Annotated in this window: 20 protein-coding genes and 1 riboswitch; of the genes, 8 read left to right on the top strand and 12 right to left on the bottom strand. The window is 72.3% G+C overall.

What is annotated here, in order from left to right; genetic code table 11:
• Positions 1-175 precede the first annotated feature (175 nt).
• Positions 176-2227, top strand: coding sequence for a UvrD-helicase domain-containing protein (locus AB0E88_RS18470; protein ID WP_361631490.1), 2052 nt, complete (start codon positions 176-178; stop codon positions 2225-2227).
• A 126-nt stretch (positions 2228-2353) separates the two neighbouring features.
• On the opposite strand, the gene AB0E88_RS18475 is transcribed toward AB0E88_RS18470, so the two are convergent.
• Both AB0E88_RS18475 and AB0E88_RS18480 read right to left on the bottom strand, forming a co-directional pair.
• Positions 2354-3031 (bottom strand): copper homeostasis protein CutC, encoded by a 678-nt coding sequence (locus AB0E88_RS18475; protein WP_361631492.1) that lies wholly within the window; start codon positions 3029-3031, stop codon positions 2354-2356.
• 87 nt (positions 3032-3118) lie between these two features.
• Complete coding sequence (locus tag AB0E88_RS18480) at positions 3119-3781, bottom strand: maleylpyruvate isomerase family mycothiol-dependent enzyme (RefSeq protein ID WP_361631494.1); 663 nt, start codon at positions 3779-3781, stop codon at positions 3119-3121.
• Between the two features lie 47 nt (positions 3782-3828).
• On the opposite strand from AB0E88_RS18480, the gene AB0E88_RS18485 reads away from it, so the two are divergent.
• Together AB0E88_RS18485 and AB0E88_RS18490 are read left to right on the top strand one after the other, a co-directional pair.
• Positions 3829-4491 carry a hypothetical protein gene (locus AB0E88_RS18485; protein ID WP_361631496.1) on the top strand — a complete coding sequence of 221 codons (663 nt, stop codon included), beginning with the start codon at positions 3829-3831 and terminating at the stop codon, positions 4489-4491.
• A gap of 10 nt (positions 4492-4501) precedes the next feature.
• Positions 4502-5578: a GNAT family N-acetyltransferase gene (locus AB0E88_RS18490; RefSeq protein ID WP_361631498.1), complete on the top strand. Its 1077-nt coding sequence runs from the start codon at positions 4502-4504 to the stop codon at positions 5576-5578.
• A gap of 168 nt (positions 5579-5746) precedes the next feature.
• Here the strand turns inward: AB0E88_RS18490 and AB0E88_RS18495 are convergent, their stop codons facing one another.
• The gene (locus AB0E88_RS18495) at positions 5747-6016 is read right to left on the bottom strand and encodes a DUF4031 domain-containing protein (RefSeq protein ID WP_361631500.1); all 270 of its coding nucleotides are present in this window, start codon (positions 6014-6016) and stop codon (positions 5747-5749) included.
• Positions 6013-6396 (bottom strand): hypothetical protein, encoded by a 384-nt coding sequence (locus tag AB0E88_RS18500; protein ID WP_361631502.1) that lies wholly within the window; start codon positions 6394-6396, stop codon positions 6013-6015. Before AB0E88_RS18500 ends, AB0E88_RS18495 begins: the two co-directional genes overlap by 4 nt.
• Before the next feature lie 55 nt (positions 6397-6451).
• Here AB0E88_RS18500 and AB0E88_RS18505 point away from each other — a divergent pair, with 55 nt between their 5' ends.
• The 3 genes from AB0E88_RS18505 to AB0E88_RS18515 all read left to right on the top strand — a co-directional run bounded on the left by AB0E88_RS18505 (position 6452) and on the right by AB0E88_RS18515 (position 9068).
• Positions 6452-7339, top strand: coding sequence for a MurR/RpiR family transcriptional regulator (locus tag AB0E88_RS18505; protein WP_361631504.1), 888 nt, complete (start codon positions 6452-6454; stop codon positions 7337-7339).
• A 150-nt stretch (positions 7340-7489) separates the two neighbouring features.
• Positions 7490-8437, top strand: coding sequence for an N-acetylmuramic acid 6-phosphate etherase (gene murQ, locus AB0E88_RS18510; protein WP_361631506.1), 948 nt, complete (start codon positions 7490-7492; stop codon positions 8435-8437).
• 52 nt (positions 8438-8489) lie between these two features.
• Positions 8490-9068: a hypothetical protein gene (locus AB0E88_RS18515; RefSeq protein WP_361631508.1), complete on the top strand. Its 579-nt coding sequence runs from the start codon at positions 8490-8492 to the stop codon at positions 9066-9068.
• 189 nt (positions 9069-9257) lie between these two features.
• Here AB0E88_RS18515 and AB0E88_RS18520 read toward each other — a convergent pair whose 3' ends face one another.
• The 5 genes from AB0E88_RS18520 to thrC form a co-directional block, all read right to left on the bottom strand.
• The gene (locus tag AB0E88_RS18520) at positions 9258-10385 is read right to left on the bottom strand and encodes an NADH:flavin oxidoreductase (RefSeq protein ID WP_361631510.1); all 1128 of its coding nucleotides are present in this window, start codon (positions 10383-10385) and stop codon (positions 9258-9260) included.
• Between the two features lie 212 nt (positions 10386-10597).
• Positions 10598-12220, bottom strand: a complete 1623-nt coding sequence (gene groL / locus AB0E88_RS18525) for a chaperonin GroEL (protein WP_361631511.1) — start codon at positions 12218-12220, stop codon at positions 10598-10600.
• A 319-nt stretch (positions 12221-12539) separates the two neighbouring features.
• Entirely contained in the window at positions 12540-12743 is a 204-nt protein-coding gene (locus AB0E88_RS18530) for a cold-shock protein (protein ID WP_004986573.1), read from the bottom strand.
• A gap of 408 nt (positions 12744-13151) precedes the next feature.
• The gene (locus AB0E88_RS18535; RefSeq protein ID WP_361631513.1) at positions 13152-13430 is read right to left on the bottom strand and encodes a MoaD/ThiS family protein; all 279 of its coding nucleotides are present in this window, start codon (positions 13428-13430) and stop codon (positions 13152-13154) included.
• Positions 13427-14704 carry a threonine synthase gene (gene thrC, locus AB0E88_RS18540; RefSeq protein ID WP_361631515.1) on the bottom strand — a complete coding sequence of 426 codons (1278 nt, stop codon included), beginning with the start codon at positions 14702-14704 and terminating at the stop codon, positions 13427-13429. Before thrC ends, AB0E88_RS18535 begins: the two co-directional genes overlap by 4 nt.
• Before the next feature lie 18 nt (positions 14705-14722).
• A riboswitch (SAM riboswitch) is annotated at positions 14723-14864 on the bottom strand.
• A 176-nt stretch (positions 14865-15040) separates the two neighbouring features.
• Between thrC and AB0E88_RS18545 the strand changes: the two genes are divergently transcribed.
• Positions 15041-15985 (top strand): glucosyl-3-phosphoglycerate synthase, encoded by a 945-nt coding sequence (locus AB0E88_RS18545; protein WP_361631517.1) that lies wholly within the window; start codon positions 15041-15043, stop codon positions 15983-15985.
• 74 nt (positions 15986-16059) lie between these two features.
• Positions 16060-17457 (top strand): trehalose-6-phosphate synthase, encoded by a 1398-nt coding sequence (locus AB0E88_RS18550; protein ID WP_361631519.1) that lies wholly within the window; start codon positions 16060-16062, stop codon positions 17455-17457.
• A gap of 10 nt (positions 17458-17467) precedes the next feature.
• Here the strand turns inward: AB0E88_RS18550 and otsB are convergent, their stop codons facing one another.
• The 3 genes from otsB to AB0E88_RS18565 all read right to left on the bottom strand — a co-directional run bounded on the left by otsB (position 17468) and on the right by AB0E88_RS18565 (position 20110).
• Positions 17468-18331 (bottom strand): trehalose-phosphatase, encoded by an 864-nt coding sequence (otsB, locus tag AB0E88_RS18555; protein WP_361631521.1) that lies wholly within the window; start codon positions 18329-18331, stop codon positions 17468-17470.
• A 51-nt stretch (positions 18332-18382) separates the two neighbouring features.
• On the bottom strand, positions 18383-18616 hold the full coding sequence (locus tag AB0E88_RS18560) for a DUF3263 domain-containing protein (RefSeq protein ID WP_361631523.1): 234 nt from the start codon (positions 18614-18616) through the stop codon (positions 18383-18385).
• Positions 18617-18889: 273 nt separating this feature from the next.
• Positions 18890-20110 (bottom strand): extracellular solute-binding protein, encoded by a 1221-nt coding sequence (locus AB0E88_RS18565; RefSeq protein WP_361631650.1) that lies wholly within the window; start codon positions 20108-20110, stop codon positions 18890-18892.
• Positions 20111-20185: the final 75 nt, after the last annotated feature.

Below are 20185 nucleotides of genomic sequence, written 5' to 3' on the forward strand. Positions count from 1 at the left end.
GCTCCGGCTGTGCGGCGGCCCGGCTTCGGATATTCGTTGGCCCGGGTCCCGCCCCGTCGCCTAGAATCTCCGCTCTTGCCCGCCTCCCCTCGCCCGGGAGCGCCGCCGGCCGGTCGGCAACCGGCCGGAGAAGTCCAGGAGTCACCCCCGCGCAGGTCCTTCCGGAGGCATCCCCTTGTCCACGCCCGTGTCCCTGTCCGCCGACGACCCACTGGCCCGGGAACGAGCGCATCTCGCCGCCTCCCGTGCCGCCCTGCGTGCGATGCGTGCGGACGTCGAGGCCCTCGACATCACCGACGTCGCCGCGAACTGGGTCAACGCCCAGGTCCTCGCCCGCCAGATCGACGACCGCATCAAGGCGCTCGCCGACCTCAGCGACACCCCGCTGTTCTTCGGCCGCCTCGACTACCAGCACGCGCCCGGTGCCGAGCAGGCCGAGGGCGCGGAGGGGGAGCGCTTCTACATCGGGCGGCGGCATGTGCACGACGCGGCCGGCGACCCCATGGTCATCGACTGGCGCGCCCCCGTCTCGCAGCCGTTCTACCGGGCCTCCAAGAAGGACCCGATGGACATCGCGCTGCGCCGCCGCTTCGGCTACACCGGCGGTGAGCTGACCGCGTACGAGGACGAGCACCTGTCGGACCCGGCGGAGACGGCGCGGACCAGCCGGCTGCTCCAGCAGGAGATCGAGCGGCCGCGCGTCGGCCCGATGCGGGACATCGTCGCCACCATCCAGCCCGAGCAGGACGAGATCGTCCGCAGCGGGCTGAGCGGCACGGTGTGCGTGCAGGGCGGCCCCGGCACCGGCAAGACGGCCGTCGGCCTGCACCGCGTCGCCTATCTGCTGTACGCCCACCGGGAGCGCCTCGCCCGTACCGGCACCCTCGTGATCGGGCCGAACAAGAGCTTCCTGCACTACATCGAGCAGGTGCTGCCCGCGCTGGGCGAGCTGACCGTGCAGCAGGCCACGGTGGACGACCTCGTCGCCGTCGTGGACGTCCGCGGCGTGGACGACGCGGACGCCGCCGTGGTCAAGGGCGACGCCCGGATGGCCGAGGTGCTCCGGCGCGCCCTGTACTCCCACGTCACGATGCCCACCGAGCCGGTGGTCGTGGTGCGCGGCTCGCGCCGCTGGCGGATGGCGGCGTACGAGATCGAGGAACTGGTACGGGAGTTGCTGGAGCGCGGCATCCGCTACGGCGCCGCCCGCGAGGCGCTGCCGCAGCGGATCGCGCACGCGGTGCTGGTGCAGATGGAGCGCGCCGGGGAGGCCCCCGACGACCGGGTGCAGGACGCGGTGGCCCGCAACACGGCGGTGAAGGCGGCGGTGAAGACGATCTGGCCGGCCGTCGACCCGGCGAAGCTCGTGCTGCGGCTGCTGTCCGACGCGGAGTTCCTCGCCGAGCACGCGCGGGGAGTGCTGAGCGACGAGGAGCAGAAGGCGATCCTGTGGGCGCGGCCGGCCCGCAGCGCGAAGTCGGCGAAGTGGTCGCCCGCCGACGCCGTACTGATCGACGAGGCGTCCGACCTGATCCTGCGCACGCACTCCCTCGGGCACGTGGTCCTGGACGAGGCGCAGGACCTGTCCCCCATGCAGTACCGGGCGGTGGGCCGGCGCTGCACCACCGGCTCGGCGACCGTCCTCGGCGACCTGGCCCAGGGCACGACGCCGTGGGCGACCCGCAGCTGGACCGAGGCGCTGGCGCACCTGGGCAAGTCCGACGCCGTCGTGGAGGAGCTGACCGCCGGTTTCCGTGTGCCGACGGACGTCATCGCCTACGCCTCCCGGCTGCTGCCCCACATCGCGCCCGGCCTGACCCCGGTCGCCTCGGTCCGGGAGAACCCGGGCTTCTTCGAGGTCCGCCCGGTCGAGGGGGCCGCGGACACCGTCGCCGCCTGCGGGGAACTGCTGCGCCACGAGGGGTCCATCGGCCTCATCGCCGCCGACGCGCGCGTCCCGGCGCTGGCCGAGGCGCTGACGGCGGCGGGCCTGACGTATCTCGCCCCGGGCGAGGAGACCACCCCGGACACCCGCCTGACGCTGGTCCCGGCCTCCCTGGCCAAGGGCCTCGAGTACGACTACGTGGTGCTGGACGAGCCCCGGGCGGTGGTCGGCGGCGAGCCCGACGAGCGCACGGGCCTGCGGCGCCTGTACGTGGCCCTGACAAGGGCGGTCTCAGGCCTGATCGTGACGCACACGGCACCCCTGCCGGATCAGCTGGGCTGAATGCAGCCGGCCCGGGGCGCGGGGCCTGAGTCACAGCCGGCGGACCTGCGGTTCCCCAGGGGCGCGGGGAACTGCGCGACCAGCCACCACGCACCCGCCCCGCGCCCCGGCCGAACCCCCACGCCGCTACCCCGCGTCCAGCACCCCGCGCCACTCCCGCACGGCCCCTTCGGAAACCGGTCCGGCCCACCCCGCGGAGCGCGCCGCCCCGCCGATGTGGAACGCGTCGATCCCCGCGGTCAGCAGCGCCGGCACATGCTCCAGCCGCAGCCCCCCGCCCACCAGGATCCGCTGCTCGTACCGCCCCGCCTCCGCGAGCAGCGTCGGCATCCCGGCGTCCACGCCGGACGCGGCCCCCGCCGTGAGGAACGCGTCCAGCCCGGGCAGCCCATCCAGCGCCTTGCGCAGCGCGTCCCGGTCGGCGCAGTGGTCGATGGCCCGGTGAAAGGTCCAGGGACAGCCGTCGAGCACGGACACCACCCGCTCGACGGCCGCCAGGTCCACTCCGCCGTCCGCGTCGAGGAACCCGAGCACGAACTGGTCGGCGCCGGCCGCGCGCAGTTCCCCGGCCGTGTCCACCAGCCGCCGGAGGTCCCCCGCCGCGAAACCGTCCGCGAGCCGCAGCATGACCCGCAGGTCGATGTCGACCGCGGACCGGATCGCGGTGAAGGTGTCCACGGACGGGGTGAGCCCGTCGGCGGCCATGTCGGTGACCAGCTCGAGGCGGTCCGCGCCTCCGGCCTGGGCGGCGACGGCGTCCGCCGCGTCGAGGGCGATCACCTCCAGGACTGCGCGCTTGCTCATGGGACCCCATTCGTCGGCTCGGACGGGCTACTACAGGTCTAGTCCAATTTAGGATACGCCGAGCGGGATCACGGGAAACGCGGTCACTCACCCGAAGACGTTCAGCTCCTCCTCCCGCGCCCCCGCCAGCTCGTATCCGCCCGCCTTCACCGGCCGGCCCGCGTACAGCCGGACCAGCGTCGCGGCGTCCCCGATGTAGCGGGCCGGCGGCCGCTCCGGCACGATCGCGCCGAGCCGCACCGGCTCGTCGACGTCGTCCAGGTCCGCGTGGAGCGGCAGGTGCTCCCGTTCCTGCGTGCGCCGCACCAGCAGGGCGAGGGCATACGGCAGCCCGGGCCCGCCGTACGCGCCGGGCTCCCCGAAGGCGTCCCGCACGTCACCGGCGTGCACCCACTCCCCCAGCGCGAGGCCGTCCAGCTTCCCTCCCGCCGCGGCGATCAGGGGTCCGGCCAGGGTCATACCGCGCTCCAATTCGTCCAGCACCTGCGTGTTCGTCCACTCGGCGCGCTCGGCGATGTCCCGGTCGTTGGCCTCGGGCGAGAACACGTCCGGCTCGAAGCGGCCTTCCACCACCCGCGTCAGCGCGGCCGAGCAGTGCGCCAGCACATCCCGCACCGACCAGCCCGGACAGGCCGCCGCAGGCAGCGCGAAGTCGGCGTCGGGGCGGGAACGCAGCAGCGGGATCAGCACCTCGCGCTCGGCGGTCAGCAGCCGTCCGGGCAGTTCCGGGTCACGTACGTCAGTCGTCATGTCGTCCACGCTAGGGCGCGTACCCCCTCGGACGGGAGAATGTCGGCATGGCCGATCCCGATGCCCTGCGCGCCCGCTTCACCCGCACCCTGGCCGCGGCCCGAGGCGGGTCCGCCGACCCGGACCCGGCGCCCTACGCCGACCGCCTGCTGGCCCACTGGCAGGAACCCCAGCGGCACTACCACACGCTCACGCACCTCACCGCGGTCCTCGACCACGTCGACACGCTGGAGAAGTACGCCGACGACCCCGACCTCGTCCGGCTCGCCGCCTGGTTCCACGACGCCGTCTACCTGCCCGAACGGTCCACGAACGAGGAGCGCTCCGCCCGGCTCGCCGAGCGCGCCCTGACCGAGGCGGGGCTCTCGCAGCAGGGGACCGCCGAGGTGGCGCGGCTGGTGCGGCTCACCGTCGGGCACGACCCGGCGGACGACGACCGCAACGGTCAGGTCCTCTGCGACGCCGACCTGGCGATCCTGGCGGCCCCGCCGTCGGCGTACGCCGCCTACACCGCGGCCGTGCGCGAGGAGTACCACTTCGTGCCGAACGACGCTTTCCGGGCCGGGCGTTCGGACGTCCTGCGGCATCTGCTCGCGCTGCCACGGCTGTTCAGCACGCCGTACGGGACGGAGCACTGGGAGGCGACCGCCCGGTACAACCTCCGTTCCGAGCTGGAAATGCTGTCGACCGCGCGGGAGCCGGACGCCTAGGGTGCCGCTCATGGAGACATGGGGCGGGGATCAGGTGGACGCGGCCGTGGCGGGCTGTCTCGCGGCGCTGCGGCCGGTGGCGGACCGGGACTGGGCGGCGGCGAAGGCGGGCCGGCTGGAGTGGGACTGCCGCAGCACGGCGTTCCACATCGCCGAGGACCTCTTCGCCTACGCCGGGCAGTTGGCGGGCCGCGCCCAGGAGGACTACGTGCCCGTCGAGCTCGTCCTCGAGGGTGATCCGGACAACTCCGGGCTGCTCCAGGTCATCGAGACGATGGGCGTCCTGCTCGCCACCACGGTCCGTGCGACCCCGCCCCAGGTGCGCGCCTTCCACCCGTACCCGTTCCGCAGCGCCGACCGCGAGGGCTTCGCCGCGATGGGCATCGCCGAGGTGCTGCTCCACACCCATGACATCGCCGAGGGCCTCGGCTTCGCCTACGAACCGCCCGCCGAGCTGTGCGAGGACGTGCTCACCCGCCTCTTCCCGCACGTCAAGCCGGGCCCCGCGCCCTGGCCGACCCTGCTGTGGGCCACCGGCCGCGGCGAGCTGCCCGACCGCCCGCCGGTCACCGAGTGGCGCTGGCGCAACAACCTGGTCATCACAACCGAGCGGCTGACCCTGACCGGCGTGCGCCCCGCGTCCGCGCGGGACCTGAACCTGGGCGGCGACGGCGGCTTCACCTGGAACGAGGACGGGCCCTACGAGGGCACCCGGGACGCGGCCGGGATGGTGGCGCAGGCGTACGCGGCGGGCGTGCACCGGCCGGAGTTCGGCATGTTCGTCCTCGTCCGGCGGGAGGACGGCCTCGCGGTCGGCGGCATGGGCTTCCACGGCACACCGGACGAGGACGGCCGCGTGGAGGTCGGTTACGACCTCGTCCCCTCCGCCCGCGGCCGGGGCTATGCGACGGAGGCCCTGCGGGCGCTGGCGCACTGGGCGCTCGAACGGGGCGACGTGCGGGTGGTCTTCGCGACCGTCGACCGGGACAACAAGCCTTCCCGCGCGGTGATCACCCGGGCCGGCTTCACCCAGGTCAGCGACGACGGCGCCCAGCTCGCGTACGTGCTGCGCCGCGAGGTGTCCTGACCCGGGGCGCGGGCGGCGGCGTCCCTGCGGACATCGTCCGGCTGCGGGTGCGGGGTGGCTGGTCGCGCAGTTCCCCGCGCCCCTTGGGGGTTGCCGTGCCGGTGTCCTGATGGCGGGCCACGCCGGGGGCCCGGTGGCGGGGCCACGCCGGGGGGCCTGGTGGCGGGGCTACGCCCGGGTGCGGCCCTTGCGGCGGCGCAGGCCCGATTCCGTGAGCAGCCGGACCACCTCGCGGCTGCTGACCTCGACCGCGCCGGCGGCGACCGCCTCCCCGTACCGGTGCGAGGGGATGTCGTAGTGGTCGCGCTCGAAGGCCCGCCGCGGCACGCCCAACGCGTCGGCGAAGGCATGCAGTTCGTCGTACGAGACATCGCTCACCAGGTGCGACCACACACGCCCGTGCCCGGGCCACATCGGTGGGTCGATGTACACGGTCACGAGGAGAGCGTCCCGCCCGTGGCCCCGCCGAGACGGCCCACCGCGGCGACCTTCACCCCCGCCTTGTGGCACACCCAGTGCGGATCGGGCCCCAGTTCGGGCTCGACGTCCAGGGCGTGCGGGTCGCCGGAGCCGCACACCGGGCACAGCGGCCACCGGCCGTACCGCTCCAGCAGCGCGTCCTGCACGTCCTGCGCGACCAGACCGGGGAGGTAGGCCACCCCGTCCGGCCACTGCTCGACCCACCAGCGGCGCTGGGCGATCGAGTCCTCGACCAGCGACACCACGTCCGCCTCGGCGACCTCACGCGCGATCAGGTCGGCCATCACACGCGCGCGGGCCGCGTGCAGCGCCTGCTCCAGGGGGCTGATGGGATCCATGCCCCCATTGTGCGCACTCTTGCCCCGAGCACCGAGCCGGAAATATCTTTCAGGGGTGAGCCAGGATGTGAAGGAAATTTTCGGTGGTGCGCTGGCCGCCAAGGTGCGCACGCTCGCCCCGTCGATGACCCGTTCCATGCAGCGCGTCGCCGAGGCCGTCGCGAGCGACCCGGCCGGCTGCGCCGCCCTCACGGTCACCGGCCTCGCCGAACGCACCGGCACCAGCGAGGCCACGGTCGTGCGCACCGCCCGCCTGCTCGGCTACCCCGGCTACCGCGACCTGCGCCTGGCCCTCGCCGGCCTCGCCGCACAGCAGCAGTCCGGCCGCGCACCCGCGATCACCACCGACATCGCGGTCGACGACCCGATCGCCGACGTCGTGGCGAAACTGGCCTACGACGAGCAGCAGACCCTCGCCGACACCGCCGCCGGCCTCGACACCGGGCAGCTCGGCGCGGCCGTCACCGCGCTCGCCACCGCCCGCCGCACCGACGTGTACGGCATCGGCGCCTCCGGCCTGGTCGCCCAGGACCTCACCCAGAAGCTCCTGCGCATAGGACTGATCGCGCACGCCCACAGCGACCCGCACCTCGCCGTCACCAACGCGGTACAGCTGCGCGCCGGGGACGTGGCGATCGCCATCACCCACTCCGGCTCCACCGGCGACGTCATAGAACCGCTGCGCGTCGCCTTCGAGCACGGCGCCACCACCGTGGCGATCACCGGACGGCCCAACAGCCATGTCACGCAGTACGCCGACCATGTGCTGACCACCTCCACGTCCCGGGAGAGCGAGCTGCGCCCTGCGGCGATGTCCTCCCGGACCAGCCAACTGCTCGTGGTGGACTGCCTGTTCGTGGGCGTGGCGCAGCGCACGTACGACACGGCGGGGCCGGCGCTGGCGGCGTCGTACGAGGCGCTGGCGCACCGGCACCGGCGGTAGCCGGGCCGTACCGGACCGTAGGACTGACGGTCGTGGGCAGCCGCGGGCTCGTTGTGGTCGCTCGCGCCCACGCGGCGCGGCCGCTGCTGGAACGCGGCCCCGCCTCTGAGTTGGACCCCGCATCCCGAGCCGAAAAGAGCCGTACCTCCCATGACCTCCGCCCCCCACTCCCACGACCTGCGCACCCAGCTCGACTCCTTGACCACGGAAGCCTTCCGGCCCGAGCTCGCCGGGATCGACCAGTTGCCGACCCTGGAGATCGCCCGGCTGATGAACGCCGAGGACGCCCGGGTGCCCGGTGCCGTCGCCGCCTGTCTGCCGCAGATCGCCGCCGCCATCGACGCGGTCGCCGAGCGGATGTCCCGCGGCGGCCGCCTGGTGTACGCCGGGGCCGGCACCGCCGGACGGCTCGGTGTGCTCGACGCCTCCGAGTGCCCGCCCACCTTCAACACGCGTCCCGGCCAGGTCGTCGGCCTCATCGCCGGCGGTCCCGAGGCCATGGTCACCTCCGTCGAGGGCGCCGAGGACTCCAGGGAACTGGCCCGTGCCGACCTGGACGCGCTGGCACTCACGCCGGACGACAGCGTGGTCGGCGTCTCCGCCTCCGGCCGTACCCCGTACGCCGTCGGCGCGGTCGAGTACGCCCGCTCGCGGGGAGCGCTGACGATCGGGCTGGCCTGCAACGCGGGCAGTGCCCTCGCGGCGGCCGCCGATCACGGGATCGAGATCGTCGCGGGGCCGGAGCTGATCACCGGCTCGACCCGGCTGAAGTCGGGCACCGCGCAGAAGCTCGTCCTGAACATGCTGTCGACGATCACGATGATCCGCCTCGGCAAGACCTACGGGAACCTGATGGTCGACGTGCGCGCCTCCAACGCCAAGCTGCGCGCCCGTTCCCGGCGGATCGTCGCGCTCGCCACCGGGGCGGGCGAGGAGGAGATCGAGGCGGCGCTCGCGGCCACCGACGGCGAGGTCAAGAACGCGATTCTGGCCCTGCTCGCCGACGTGGACGGCCCGACGGCGGCCCGCCTGCTGGAGCGGTCCGACGGCCATCTGCGCGCGGCCCTGGCGGCGGCCCACGCGTCCGCAGAACAGTGACTCCGCCTTCCCCGGGCACGCGAAGCGGCGGTCGCGGCCTACCCTCGGATACATGAACCACGCGCAGCTCACCGCCCTCGGGCGCGCCCTCCGGCTCCTCGGCGAGCACGGTGAGGCGCTCACCGCCGACACCCCGGACGCCAAGCTGCACGAGGTGAAGACGGATCTGCGGCGGGCGCTGGACCTGCTGGAGGAGAGCGTGACGTCGGCGCCGCCGACGACCCGCTGCGCCGAGCACCCGCAGGGCCCCGTGGACGAGAGCGCGCCGGACCTGTGCCTGCTGTGCGAGACGCGGCGGCGGGCGGCCCGGCGGGCCGAGGTCGGCGGCGGGTACGGCCGGCCGCGGCCCGTGGACGGCGCGGAGCGGATGCCGTCCCGCTACGGCGTGCGCGAGGACCGGCCGCAGCCGCAGCAGCGGTGGCTGCCGGAGGCGTGGAACGGCCGGGAGTGGCAGCTGTGCGGCACCCCGCGCCACGACCGCCGGGAGGCCGAGCTGTATCTGAACGCCCAGCGGCGCGGCCCCCGCCCGGCGATGGCGTACCGACTGGTGCACGAGTTCACCGACTACGAGGTGCTGCGGGTGTGGGGCACGCCGGTGAAGGTGGACATCGAACCCATGGGCAACATGTAGCCACCGGCACGGCAACCCCCCAAGGGGCGCGGGGAACTGCGCGACCAGCCACCCCGCACCCGCAGACGAATCCCCCAGGCAGCCCCGCCATCAAAACACCGGCACGGCAACCCCCCAAGGGGCGCGGGGAACTGCGCGACCAGCCACCCCGCACCCGCAGACGAACCGGCCGCCTCGCCCCGCCCCGCCTCAGCGAAGCGTCTTCAGCGCGGCCGCGTCGTACGGCTTCAGCTCGTCGAAGCGGCCCGCCAGCACCTTCGCCGCCCACTCGGGGTCCTGGAGCAGGGCCCGGCCGACGGCGACCAGGTCGAACTCGTCGGCCTCCAGACGGTCCAGCAGGTTGTCGATGTTCTTGACCGGCGAGCCCTCGCCCTGGAAGGCGTGGATGAAGTCGCCGTCGAGGCCCACCGAGCCGACGGTGATGACGGGCTTGCCGGTCAGCTTCTTGGTCCAGCCGGCCAGGTTGAGGTCGGAGCCGTCGAACTCCGGCAGCCAGTAGCGGCGGGTGGACGCGTGGAAGGCGTCCACACCGGCGGCGGCCAGCGGCGCGAGGATCGCCTCCAGCTCCTCGGGGGTCTCGGCGAGACGGGCGGTGTAGTCCTGCTGCTTCCACTGCGAGTAGCGGAAGAGGACCGGGAACTCCGGCGACACCTTCTCGCGGACGGCCGCGACGATCTCCGCCGCGAACCTGACGCGGGACGACGTGTCGCCGCCGTAGGCGTCGGTGCGGCGGTTGGTGCCCTCCCAGAGGAACTGGTCGACGAGGTAGCCGTGGGCGCCGTGGATCTCGACGCCGTCGAACCCGATGCGCTCGGCGTCGGCCGCGGCCTGGGCGAACGCGGCGATGACGTCGTCCAGGTCCGCTTGCGTCATGGCCTTGCCGGTGGGCTCGGCACCGGCGGTGACGAGGCCGGAGGGGCCCATGGCCGGGGCGTCCGGGAAGGGCGGGTCGCCCTGCTCGCGGACCATGCCGATGTGCCACAGCTGCGGCACGATCGTGCCACCGCCGGCGTGCACGGCCTCGGCGACCTTCGCCCACCCGGCCAGCTGCTCCTCACCGTGGAACCGCGGCACGCGGTCGCTCTGCCCGGCCGACTCATGACCGACGTACGTGCCCTCGGTGACGATCAGACCGACACCGGCGGCGGCACGGCGGGCGTAGTACGCCACCACGTCCTCACCGGGGACGCCGCCCGGCGAGAACATCCGGGTCATCGGCGCCATCGCGATGCGGTTCGGGACGGTCAGACCGTTGATCGACGTCGGACGGGAGAGCAGGGCGGCCGCGCGGACGGCGGCGGGCTCGGCGAGGCTCATGGGGAGGCTCCTCTGGTGACCGGTTGGTATGTGCGCGCGCATTGTTGCACTCACTGAAGCAACCATGCACGGCCCGCCCCTCATTCCGGCGACCGGGCCCGGCGGGTGTGACCCCGGACACGCCCGAGGGCGGCACCCTCAGCCGATGCTGGGAGTGCCGCCCTCGGAAAAGGCCTTCGCGAAGACCCGTAAGGACAGGTGATCCGAGAGGATCAGAAGTCCATGTCACCGCCCGGCATGCCGCCGCCGGCCGGGGCCGCGGCCTTCTCCGGCTTGTCGGCGATGACGGCCTCGGTGGTGAGGAACAGCGCGGCGATCGACGCGGCGTTCTGCAGCGCGGAGCGCGTCACCTTGGCCGGGTCGATGATGCCCTCGGCGACCAGGTCGACGTACTCGCCGGTCGCGGCGTTCAGGCCGTGGCCCGGGGTCAGGTTGCGCACCTTCTCCACCACGACGCCGCCCTCGAGGCCGGCGTTGACCGCGATCTGCTTCAGCGGGGCCTCGAGCGCGAGCTTCACGGCCTGGGCACCGGTCGCCTCGTCACCGTCGAGCTCGAGCTTGTCGAAGACGTGGGTGGTCTGCAGCAGGGCCACGCCACCACCGGCGACGATGCCCTCCTCGACGGCCGCCTTGGCGTTGCGGACGGCGTCCTCGATGCGGTGCTTGCGCTCCTTGAGCTCCACCTCGGTGGCGGCACCGGCCTTGATGACCGCGACACCGCCGGCGAGCTTCGCCAGGCGCTCCTGCAGCTTCTCGCGGTCGTAGTCGGAGTCGCTGTTCTCGATCTCGGCGCGGATCTGGTTCACGCGGCCCGCGACCTGGTCCGAGGAGCCGGCACCGTCGACGATGGTGGTCTCGTCCTTGGTGATGACGACCTTGCGGGCGCGGCCCAGGAGGTCCAGGGTCGCGTTCTCCAGCTTGAGGCCGACCTCCTCGGAGATGACCTCGCCGCCCGTGAGGATGGCGATGTCGCCGAGCATGGCCTTGCGGCGGTCGCCGAAGCCCGGGGCCTTGACGGCGACGGACTTGAAGGTGCCGCGGATCTTGTTGACGACCAGGGTCGACAGGGCCTCGCCCTCGACGTCCTCGGCGATGATCAGCAGCGGCTTGCCCGACTGCATGACCTTCTCCAGGAGCGGGAGCAGGTCCTTGACCGAGGAGATCTTGGAGTTGGCGATGAGGATGTACGGGTCCTCGAGCACCGCCTCCATGCGCTCCATGTCGGTCGCGAAGTAGGCGGAGATGTAGCCCTTGTCGAAGCGCATGCCCTCGGTGAGCTCGAGCTCGAGGCCGAAGGTGTTGCTCTCCTCGACGGTGATGACGCCTTCCTTGCCGACCTTGTCCATCGCCTCGGCGATCAGCTCGCCGATCTGGGTGTCGGCGGCGGAGATGGAGGCCGTGGAGGCGATCTGCTCCTTGGTCTCGACGTCCTTCGCCTGCTCCAGCAGGGCGGCGGAGACGGCCTCGACGGCCTTCTCGATACCGCGCTTCAGAGCCATCGGGTTGGCGCCGGCGGCGACGTTGCGCAGGCCTTCCTTGACCAGGGCCTGGGCGAGCACGGTCGCGGTGGTCGTACCGTCACCGGCGACGTCGTCCGTCTTCTTGGCGACTTCCTTGACCAGCTCGGCGCCGATCTTCTCGTACGGGTCCTCGAGCTCGATCTCCTTGGCGATGGACACACCATCGTTGGTGATCGTGGGCGCGCCCCACTTCTTCTCGAGGACGACGTTGCGGCCCTTGGGGCCGAGCGTCACCTTGACGGCGTCCGCGAGCTGGTTCATGCCGCGCTCGAGGCCGCGCCGCGCCTCCTCGTCGAACGCGATGATCTTGGCCATGTGAAGTGGTCCCTCCAGGACTGGGGGTGATTACTTCGGACCGCGCCCGCGCCCGCGACGGACGACCAAGACCCGCGGGTTCCTTGCCCCGCCCGGCCCCGGCCTCACCGACCCGGTCCTTACGTTGTCACTCTCACCTTCAGAGTGCTAACGCAATGATTAGCACTCGGCATGGTCGAGTGCAAGCGCCTCTCGGGGTCCGGGCCGGTCGATCAGCCACCCGCGAACACGCCCCCGCAGCCGTCCGGGCAGGCGTCCGGGCACGCGGAAGGGCCCGCACCCTGTGCGTGGTGCGGGCCCCTCGTGCGTGAATGAACGTTCAGGCGGTGACGCGAACCATGTCGGCCTGCGGACCCTTCTGGCCCTGCGAGATCTCGAACTCGACCCGCTGGCCCTCTTCCAGGGTGCGGTAGCCGTCCATCTGGATGGCGCTGTAGTGGACGAAGACGTCCGCACCACCGTCGACCGCGATGAAGCCGTAGCCCTTCTCCGCGTTGAACCACTTGACGGTGCCCTGAGCCATGCCTAACTCCCCTATTACTGGCCCTTGCACAGATCCACACTTCGCGGATCCGGGTCAGACCTCGCCCCCCGATGGGAGGGGGCGTGCGCCGGAACGCGTCGACCGCGGCTGAATGTATCTGTCCAACTGCCGTCTGCAACAGGTCAATCGGACGAGAATTCTGGACGGGCCCGGTCCGAAATCTCGCGAGAATTCACCTGAATTACGAGCAAGTCGGGCCACACAAAGGGTGCAAAAAAGACAAAAGACCCGCGTACTTTGGCTACTTCTTGTCGCCCGTGCAGCAGGTTCATGAGAGCGCGCCCCCGTCGATTCCGGGCCGCGTTCCCCAACTCTACCGCGCCTAATCACATGGAATTGCCCCCTCCGTTTCTCTCACGGAGGGGGCAATGCGGGGAACTCTGCGTGTCAGCAGCCGCCGGCGACCGCCGGAATGATCGACACGCCCGCGCCGTCCGGGGTGGCCGTCTCCAGACCCTGCTCGAACCGCACGTCGTCGTCGTTGACGTACACGTTGACGAAGCGGCGCAGCTTGCCCTGGTCGTCCAGCACCCGCGCGGCGATGCCGGCGTGGTTCTTCTCCAGGTCGGCGATGACGTCGGCGAGGGTGGCCCCCTCGGCCTTCACCTCGGCCTGGCCACCGGTGTAGGTGCGCAGGATGGTGGGGATGCGAACGGTCACGCTCATGCGAGGCCAGCCTCTCGGAAGGAGTCCAGGGTCGGGCGGATGGTGGCGGTCAGGCCGGTGCCGGCCACCGCGTCCAGGGTCTTCAGGCCGTCGCCGGTGTTCAGGACGACCGTCGTCTTCGTCGGGTCGAGGACACCGTTCTCGATCAGCTTGCGCGTCACACCCACGGTCACCCCGCCGGCGGTCTCCGCGAAGATGCCCTCCGTGCGGGCCAGCAGCTTGATCGCGTCGACGACCTGCTCGTCGGTGACGTCCTCCACCGCGCCGCCGGTGCGGCGCGCGATGTCCAGGACGTACGGGCCGTCGGCCGGGTTGCCGATCGCCAGCGACTTGGCGATGGTGTTCGGCTTCTGCGGGCGCACCACGTCGTGCCCGGCCTTGAAGGCCGTGGACACCGGCGAGCAGCCCTCGGCCTGCGCGCCGAAGATCTTGTACGGCTTGTCCTCGACCAGCCCGAGCTTGATCAGCTCCTGCAGGCCCTTGTCGACCTTGGTGAGCTGCGAGCCGGAGGCGATCGGGATGACGAGCTGGTCGGGCAGCTGCCAGCCGAGCTGCTCGCAGATCTCGTACGCCAGCGTCTTGGAGCCCTCGGCGTAGTACGGCCGCAGGTTGACGTTGACGAAGCCCCAGCCCTCGCCGGCCGGGTCGCCGATCAGCTCGGAGCAGAAGCGGTTCACGTCGTCGTAGTTGCCCTCGATGCCGACGAGGTCGCCGCCGTAGATCGCGGCCATGACGACCTTGCCCTGCTCCAGGTCGTGCGGGATGAACACGCACGAGCGGAAGCCGGCCCGGGCGGCGGCGGCGCCGACGGCGCCGGCCAGGTTGCCGGTGGAGGAGCAGGACAGGGTGGTGAAGCCGAAGGCACGCGCCGCCTCCAGGGCCTGCGCGACGACGCGGTCCTTGAAGGAGTGGGTCGGGTTGCCGGAGTCGTCCTTGACGTACAGACCGCCGGTGACGCCGAGCTCGGCGGCGAGGTGGTCGGCCTTGACGAGCTTGGTCCAGCCCGGGTTGATGTTCGGCTTGTCGGCCACGTCCGCGGGGACGGGCAGCAGCGGTGCGTAGCGCCAGATGTTCGCGGGTCCCGCCTCGATGCGCTTGCGGAGTTCCTCGGTGTCGTACGCCGAGAAGTCGTAGGCGATCTCGAGCGGGCCGAAACATTCCTCGCAGGCGAAGACCGGGCCCAGCGGGACGCGGTGACCGCATTCGCGGCAGCTCAGGGCCGCGGCGGGACCGAGATCGACGGTGGAGGTGCTGGTAACTGTCTGCGCAGCCATGTGAGGCGAGGCCCTTTCTCCTCATCTTCCTCACGACGCATCTCGCCGTGAGACGGAATTGGCACCTTCCCCGGCCGGGAGCCTCGCGTGAACGAGTCCGGAGTCAGGGTGGTTGCCGGGGCTTCACCGGGCCGTGTCCCTCTGCCCCTCTGGATGAGCGGTATTCGGTTGTGAACGCGGTCGACCCCCGACATGCGATGGTCATCAGCGTTGTTCAAGACTGTAACCGAAGGCCTGGACAGTTGAGATAGTCGTCCGAACCGCGAGATGGATCACCTGGATCACCCTTCACCCGGCGCGAGCCGGTGTGACCACGACAGTGAGGAGCCGCAGACCGTGCTTGAAGAAGTCGAGCGCTGGCTGAGCACCCGCTCCTGGTCCGTGACCGATCGACCGCTGCACCAGGTCCTGGCCGCCAAGCGCGCCACGGGGCAGACGGTGTCCGTCGTGCTGCCCGCGCTCAACGAGGAGGAGACGGTCGGCGACATCGTCGCGGTCGTCCGGCACGACCTCATGCAGCAGGTCCCGCTGGTCGACGAGGTGGTCGTGGTCGACTCGGGCTCCACCGACCGTACCGCCGAGGTGGCCGCGGCGGCGGGCGCCCGCGTCGTCCACCGCGACGAGATCCTGCCGCGCATACCCGCCGTCCCCGGCAAGGGCGAGGTGCTGTGGCGCTCGCTGCTGGTCACGAGCGGCGACATCGTCTGTTTCGTCGACGCGGACCTGAGGGACTTCTCCTCCGACTTCGTCACCGGCATCGCCGGCCCGCTCCTCACCGACCCCGAGGTGCAGCTGGTCAAGGCGATGTACGACCGCCCGCTGGCCGGCGCCGCGGGCCAGGGCGGCCGGGTCACCGAACTGATGGCGCGCCCGCTGCTGAACATGCACTGGCCTCAGCTGGCCGGGTTCGTCCAGCCGCTCGGCGGCGAGTACGCGGCCCGCCGCTCCCTGCTGGAACAGCTGCCCTTCCCCGTCGGCTACGGCGTGGAGCTGGGCATGCTCGTCGACGCGCTGCACCTGGTCGGCCTGGACGCCCTCGCCCAGGTCGACGTCGGTGTGCGCGTCCACCGCCACCAGGACGGCCAGGCCCTCGGCCGGATGGCGGCGGCGATCTACCGCACCGCCCAGCTCCGGCTGGCCCGCGGCCACCTGATCCGGCCGTCCCTGACCCAGTTCGAGCGGGGCGAGGACGGCTTCGAGCCGCGCACGTACTCCGTGGACACGGAGGAGCGGCCCCCGATGACGGAGATCGCGGAGTACGCAGCGCGCAAGGTGGCGTGAACGCACGGTGTACGACCGGCCACCGGATCCGGCCATACGTTTGAGTTTTTCCGGGGCGGGCTAGGTTGAGGCGTATGGCTTCCACGCACGCTGCTGATCAGAGGGCTCGGGTGCTGGTCGCGTCCAACCGCGGCCCGGTGTCGTACTCGGTGGGCGACGACGGCTCGCTCACCGCGAAGCGGGGCGGGGGCGGACTGGTGTCCGGGCTGTCGGCCATCGGGCCGGAGGCGGGCGCGCTGTGGGTGTGCTCCGCGCTGTCCGACGGTGACCGCGAGGCGGTGCGGCGCGGGCAGGGCGAGCAGGGCGTGCGGATGCTGGACATCCCGGCCGAGGTGCACGCCGACGCCTACAACGGCATCGCCAACTCGGTGCTGTGGTTCGTGCACCACATGCTGTACCAGACGCCACTGGAGCCGGTCTTCGACGCGGAGTTCCGCAGGCAGTGGGCGTCGTACGAGACGTACAACCGGGCGTTCGCCGAGGCGCTGGCCGAGGAGGCCGCCGAGGGCGCCGTGGTGATCGTGCAGGACTACCACCTGACCCTGGTCCCGGGGATGCTCCGCGCGCTGCGCCCCGACCTGCGCATCGGGCACTTCTCGCACACGCCGTGGGCGCCGCCGGAGTACTTCCGGATGCTGCCGGACGACATCGCGCGGCAGGTGCTCGACGGGATGCTGGGCGCGGACCGGCTCGGCTTCCTCACCCAGCGCTGGGCGGACGCCTTCACGGCGTGCTGCGAGCAGTTCGCGGGCGGGCTCGGCACCACCCGGATCGGGGTGCACGGGCTCGGCGCGGACGCCGACTTCCTGCGCGAGCGGGCGCACCGGACGGACGTCGGTGAGCGGATGGCGGCGCTGCGGGAGCAGATCGGCGCCGGGCGCAGGACGATCGTCCGGGTGGACCGCACCGAGCTGTCGAAGAACATCGTGCGCGGACTGCTGGCGTACCGGCAGCTGCTGGAGGACCACCCCGAGTGGCGCGAGCGGGTCGTGCACGTGGCGTTCGCCTACCCGTCCCGGCAGGACCTCGCCGTCTACCGGGACTACACGGCCGAGGTGCAGCGGGTGGCCGAGGAGATCAACGCCGACTTCGGCACGGACGGCTGGACGCCGGTCGTGCTGCATGTCGAGGACGACTTCGCGCGCTCGCTGGCCGCGTACCGGCTCGCGGACGTGGCGCTGGTCAACCCCATCCGGGACGGGATGAACCTGGTCGCCAAGGAGGTGCCGCTCGTCTCCGACGAGGGGTGCGCGCTGGTGCTGTCGCGGGAGGCCGGGGCGTTCGAGGAGCTGGGCGAGGACGCCATCGCGGTCAACCCGTACGACGTGACCGGGACGGCGGCCGCCCTGCACGAGGCGCTGAGCATGCCGGCGGGCGAGCGCGGCGAGCGGGCCAAGCGGCTGGCGGCAGCGGCGACCGCGCTGCCGCCCGCCAAGTGGTTCCTGGAACAGCTGGAGGCGTTGCAGGGGTGACCCCGCGCGGCTAGGCGGGCCGGGTCACCCGGTCCGCCAGCGCCGACAGCAGGCGTACGACTCCCTCCGGGCCGTCGACCACCACGTCCGCCCGCTTCGACAGCTCCGTGACCTCCGCGCTGCCGCTGCACACGAGCAGACCCGGGACGCCCTCGGCGCGCAGCGCGTCGACGGCCGCGAACGCGGGCAGGTCGCCCAGGTCGTCGCCCGCGTAGACGACGGATCCGGCGCCCACCGAACGGACGTACTCCGTCAGCGCCACCCCCTTGTCGACCCCCGGCGGGCGCAGCTCCAGCACCAGGCGGCCGGGCTCGACGATCAGCCCGTGCCGCGCCGCCAGGTCCGCCAGCGGCGCGCGCAGCGCCTCGAACGCGGCCTGCGGATCCTCGGCGCGGCGGGTGTGCACGGCGAGAGCGCGGCCCTTCTCCTCGATCCACGTGCCCCGCCAGGCGCCGACCGAGTCCAGCAGCCCGGGCAGCTCGGCGCGCACCGCCGCGACGCCGGGGTGCGGCGGCGGGGCGGTCAGCTCACCGGTGGCGGCCTCCCAGCGTTCGGCGCCGTAGTGGCCGAGGACGACGAGGTGCTCCAGGCCGGGCACGCCGGCGAAACCGCCGTGCCGTACGGCGACGCCCGCGGGCCGTCCGGTGACCACCGCGATCGAGGCGACCTCGGGGGCGAGGCGGGCGAGGGCGGGTACCGCGTCCGGGTGGGCGCGGGCCTGCTCGGGGTCGGCGACGATGGGGGCGAGGGTGCCGTCGAAGTCGAGGCCGATCACCGCCCCGGCGGGGCGGGCGAGGACGGCGTCGAGGCCCTCGCGGCCCTGCGCGGTCACCGGTTCGGGAAGGTCCGGGGGTTGCGTGTCATGGCTGCCCATATCGCGAACCTATCCCCGCGGGGCCTCCTCCGAACCTGGAGAGGCGTGTCGTCACCGCTCGGCGCGGCGGGCGTCCCGTATCCGTCTGAGCCTGTTCACCGTCACCGGGTCGTGGGCGAGGGCGCGGGTGTCGTCCAGCAGGGCGTTGAGCAGCTGGTAGTAGCGGACCGGGGCGAGGCCCAGCTCCTCGCGGACGGCGCGCTCCTTCGCGCCGGGGCCGGGAAAGCCCCGGCGCTCCAGCGCGAGGATCGCCTGTTCGCGCGCCCCGAGCTGTTCCTGATCCATGCCCGAAACGGTACCGCCGCCCACTGACAACGCCGCCGGGCCCGTGGCCGGCCCGGACGAAGGCCGCGGACGCCCGGGGCTGCCTCGGGAGCCCGGGGCTGCCTCGCGGCCGGCCGCGGACGCCTGCGGCTGCCTCGGGTCCGGGCGCGGACGCCTGCGGCTGCCTCGGGTCCGGGCGCGGACGCCTGCGGCTGCCTCGGGTCCGGGCGCGGACGCCTGCGGCTGCCTCGGGTCCGGGCTAGGGGCCTCCTGCGCCCAGGGGGCGTCTCGCCCCTACGGCTGCGCGCTGTCCGCCGCGACCGCCGCCGACTGGAGCTGCCCGAGGACGGACACGGCGCTGCCGGTGGGGTCGACGGTCTGCCCGATGCGCTTCTTGATGTCGGCGCTGACCGACGCCCAGGACGTCTTGCCGACCGGGTACAGCTCGCTGAGCGGCAGCTGCTCCAGGAAGGGCTGGATGTCCTTGTCCTGCCCGGAGCCGTTCATCGCCGCGGAGGCGGTGGTGGTGACGGGCAGCAGGTCGTAGGTGCGGGAGAAGTCGAGGACGTTCTTCTCGCTGTAGACGAAGTCGAGGAAGTCGCGGATCTGCTCGCGGTGGCCGTTCTTCTTGAAGGCCATCATCCAGTCGGCCACGCCCATCACCGACCGGCTGGGCCCGTTCACGCCCGGCATGGTGACCATGCCGAACTTCACGCCCTTCTTCGCGGCCATCTGCATCAGTGAGGGGTGCCCGTTGAGCATGCCGACCTGGCCGTCGGCGAAGGCGGTGAAGGCGTCGGCGCGGTTGAGCCTGCCGGGCGCGACGGGCCCGGTGAGGTCCTTGCCGACCAGTTCGTTCTTCAGCCAGGTGAAGGTCTGCACGTTCTGCGAGGAGTCGATGCCGTAGGTGCCGACGGTGTCGACGTAGCCGCCTCCGCCGCTGAGCAGCCACTGCATGGTCTCGGCCTGCGCCTCCTCCGGCCCGAGCGGCAGCGCGTAGGGGTACTTCACGCCCTTGTCCTTGAGCGCGGCGGCGTCGGCGGCCAGCTCGGCCCACGTCTTGGGCGGGTCGATGTGCGCCTTGTCGAAGAGGGTCTTGTTGTAGAAGAGCAGCCGGGTGGAGGCCGCGAACGGCATGCCGTACTGCACCCCGTGCACCTGTCCCGCCGACACCAGCTGGGAGACGAAGTCGGCCTGGGTGGAGATGGAGAGCACGTCGTCGGCCCGGTACAGCTCGTCCTTGGCCGCGTAGTCGGCGTAGGCGCCGATCTGGGCGAGGTCGGGCGCCTGGCCGGCGTCGGTCATCTCCTTGACCTTGCGGTCGACGTCGTTCCACGAGTACACGCTGACGTCGATCTTCACGCCGGGGTGCTGCTTCTCGTAGTCGTTGACGAGGTCGTCCCAGTAGTGCCGGGAGCTGTTGGAGTCGTTGTCGCCGTAGTCGGCGGCGACCAGCTTCAGGGTCACGTCACCGGAGTCGCCGGTGACGCCGCAGCCGGTGAGCACCGCCGCCATGCCCAGTGCGGAGATCCCCGCGATCGTCGTCGTCCTTCGCCGCTGCACCGCTCCGGCTCCCCCACCCTCGCAGAC

The sequence above is a fragment of the Streptomyces sp. NPDC028635 genome, assembly GCF_040637635.1.
GTDB lineage: Bacteria > Actinomycetota > Actinomycetes > Streptomycetales > Streptomycetaceae > Streptomyces.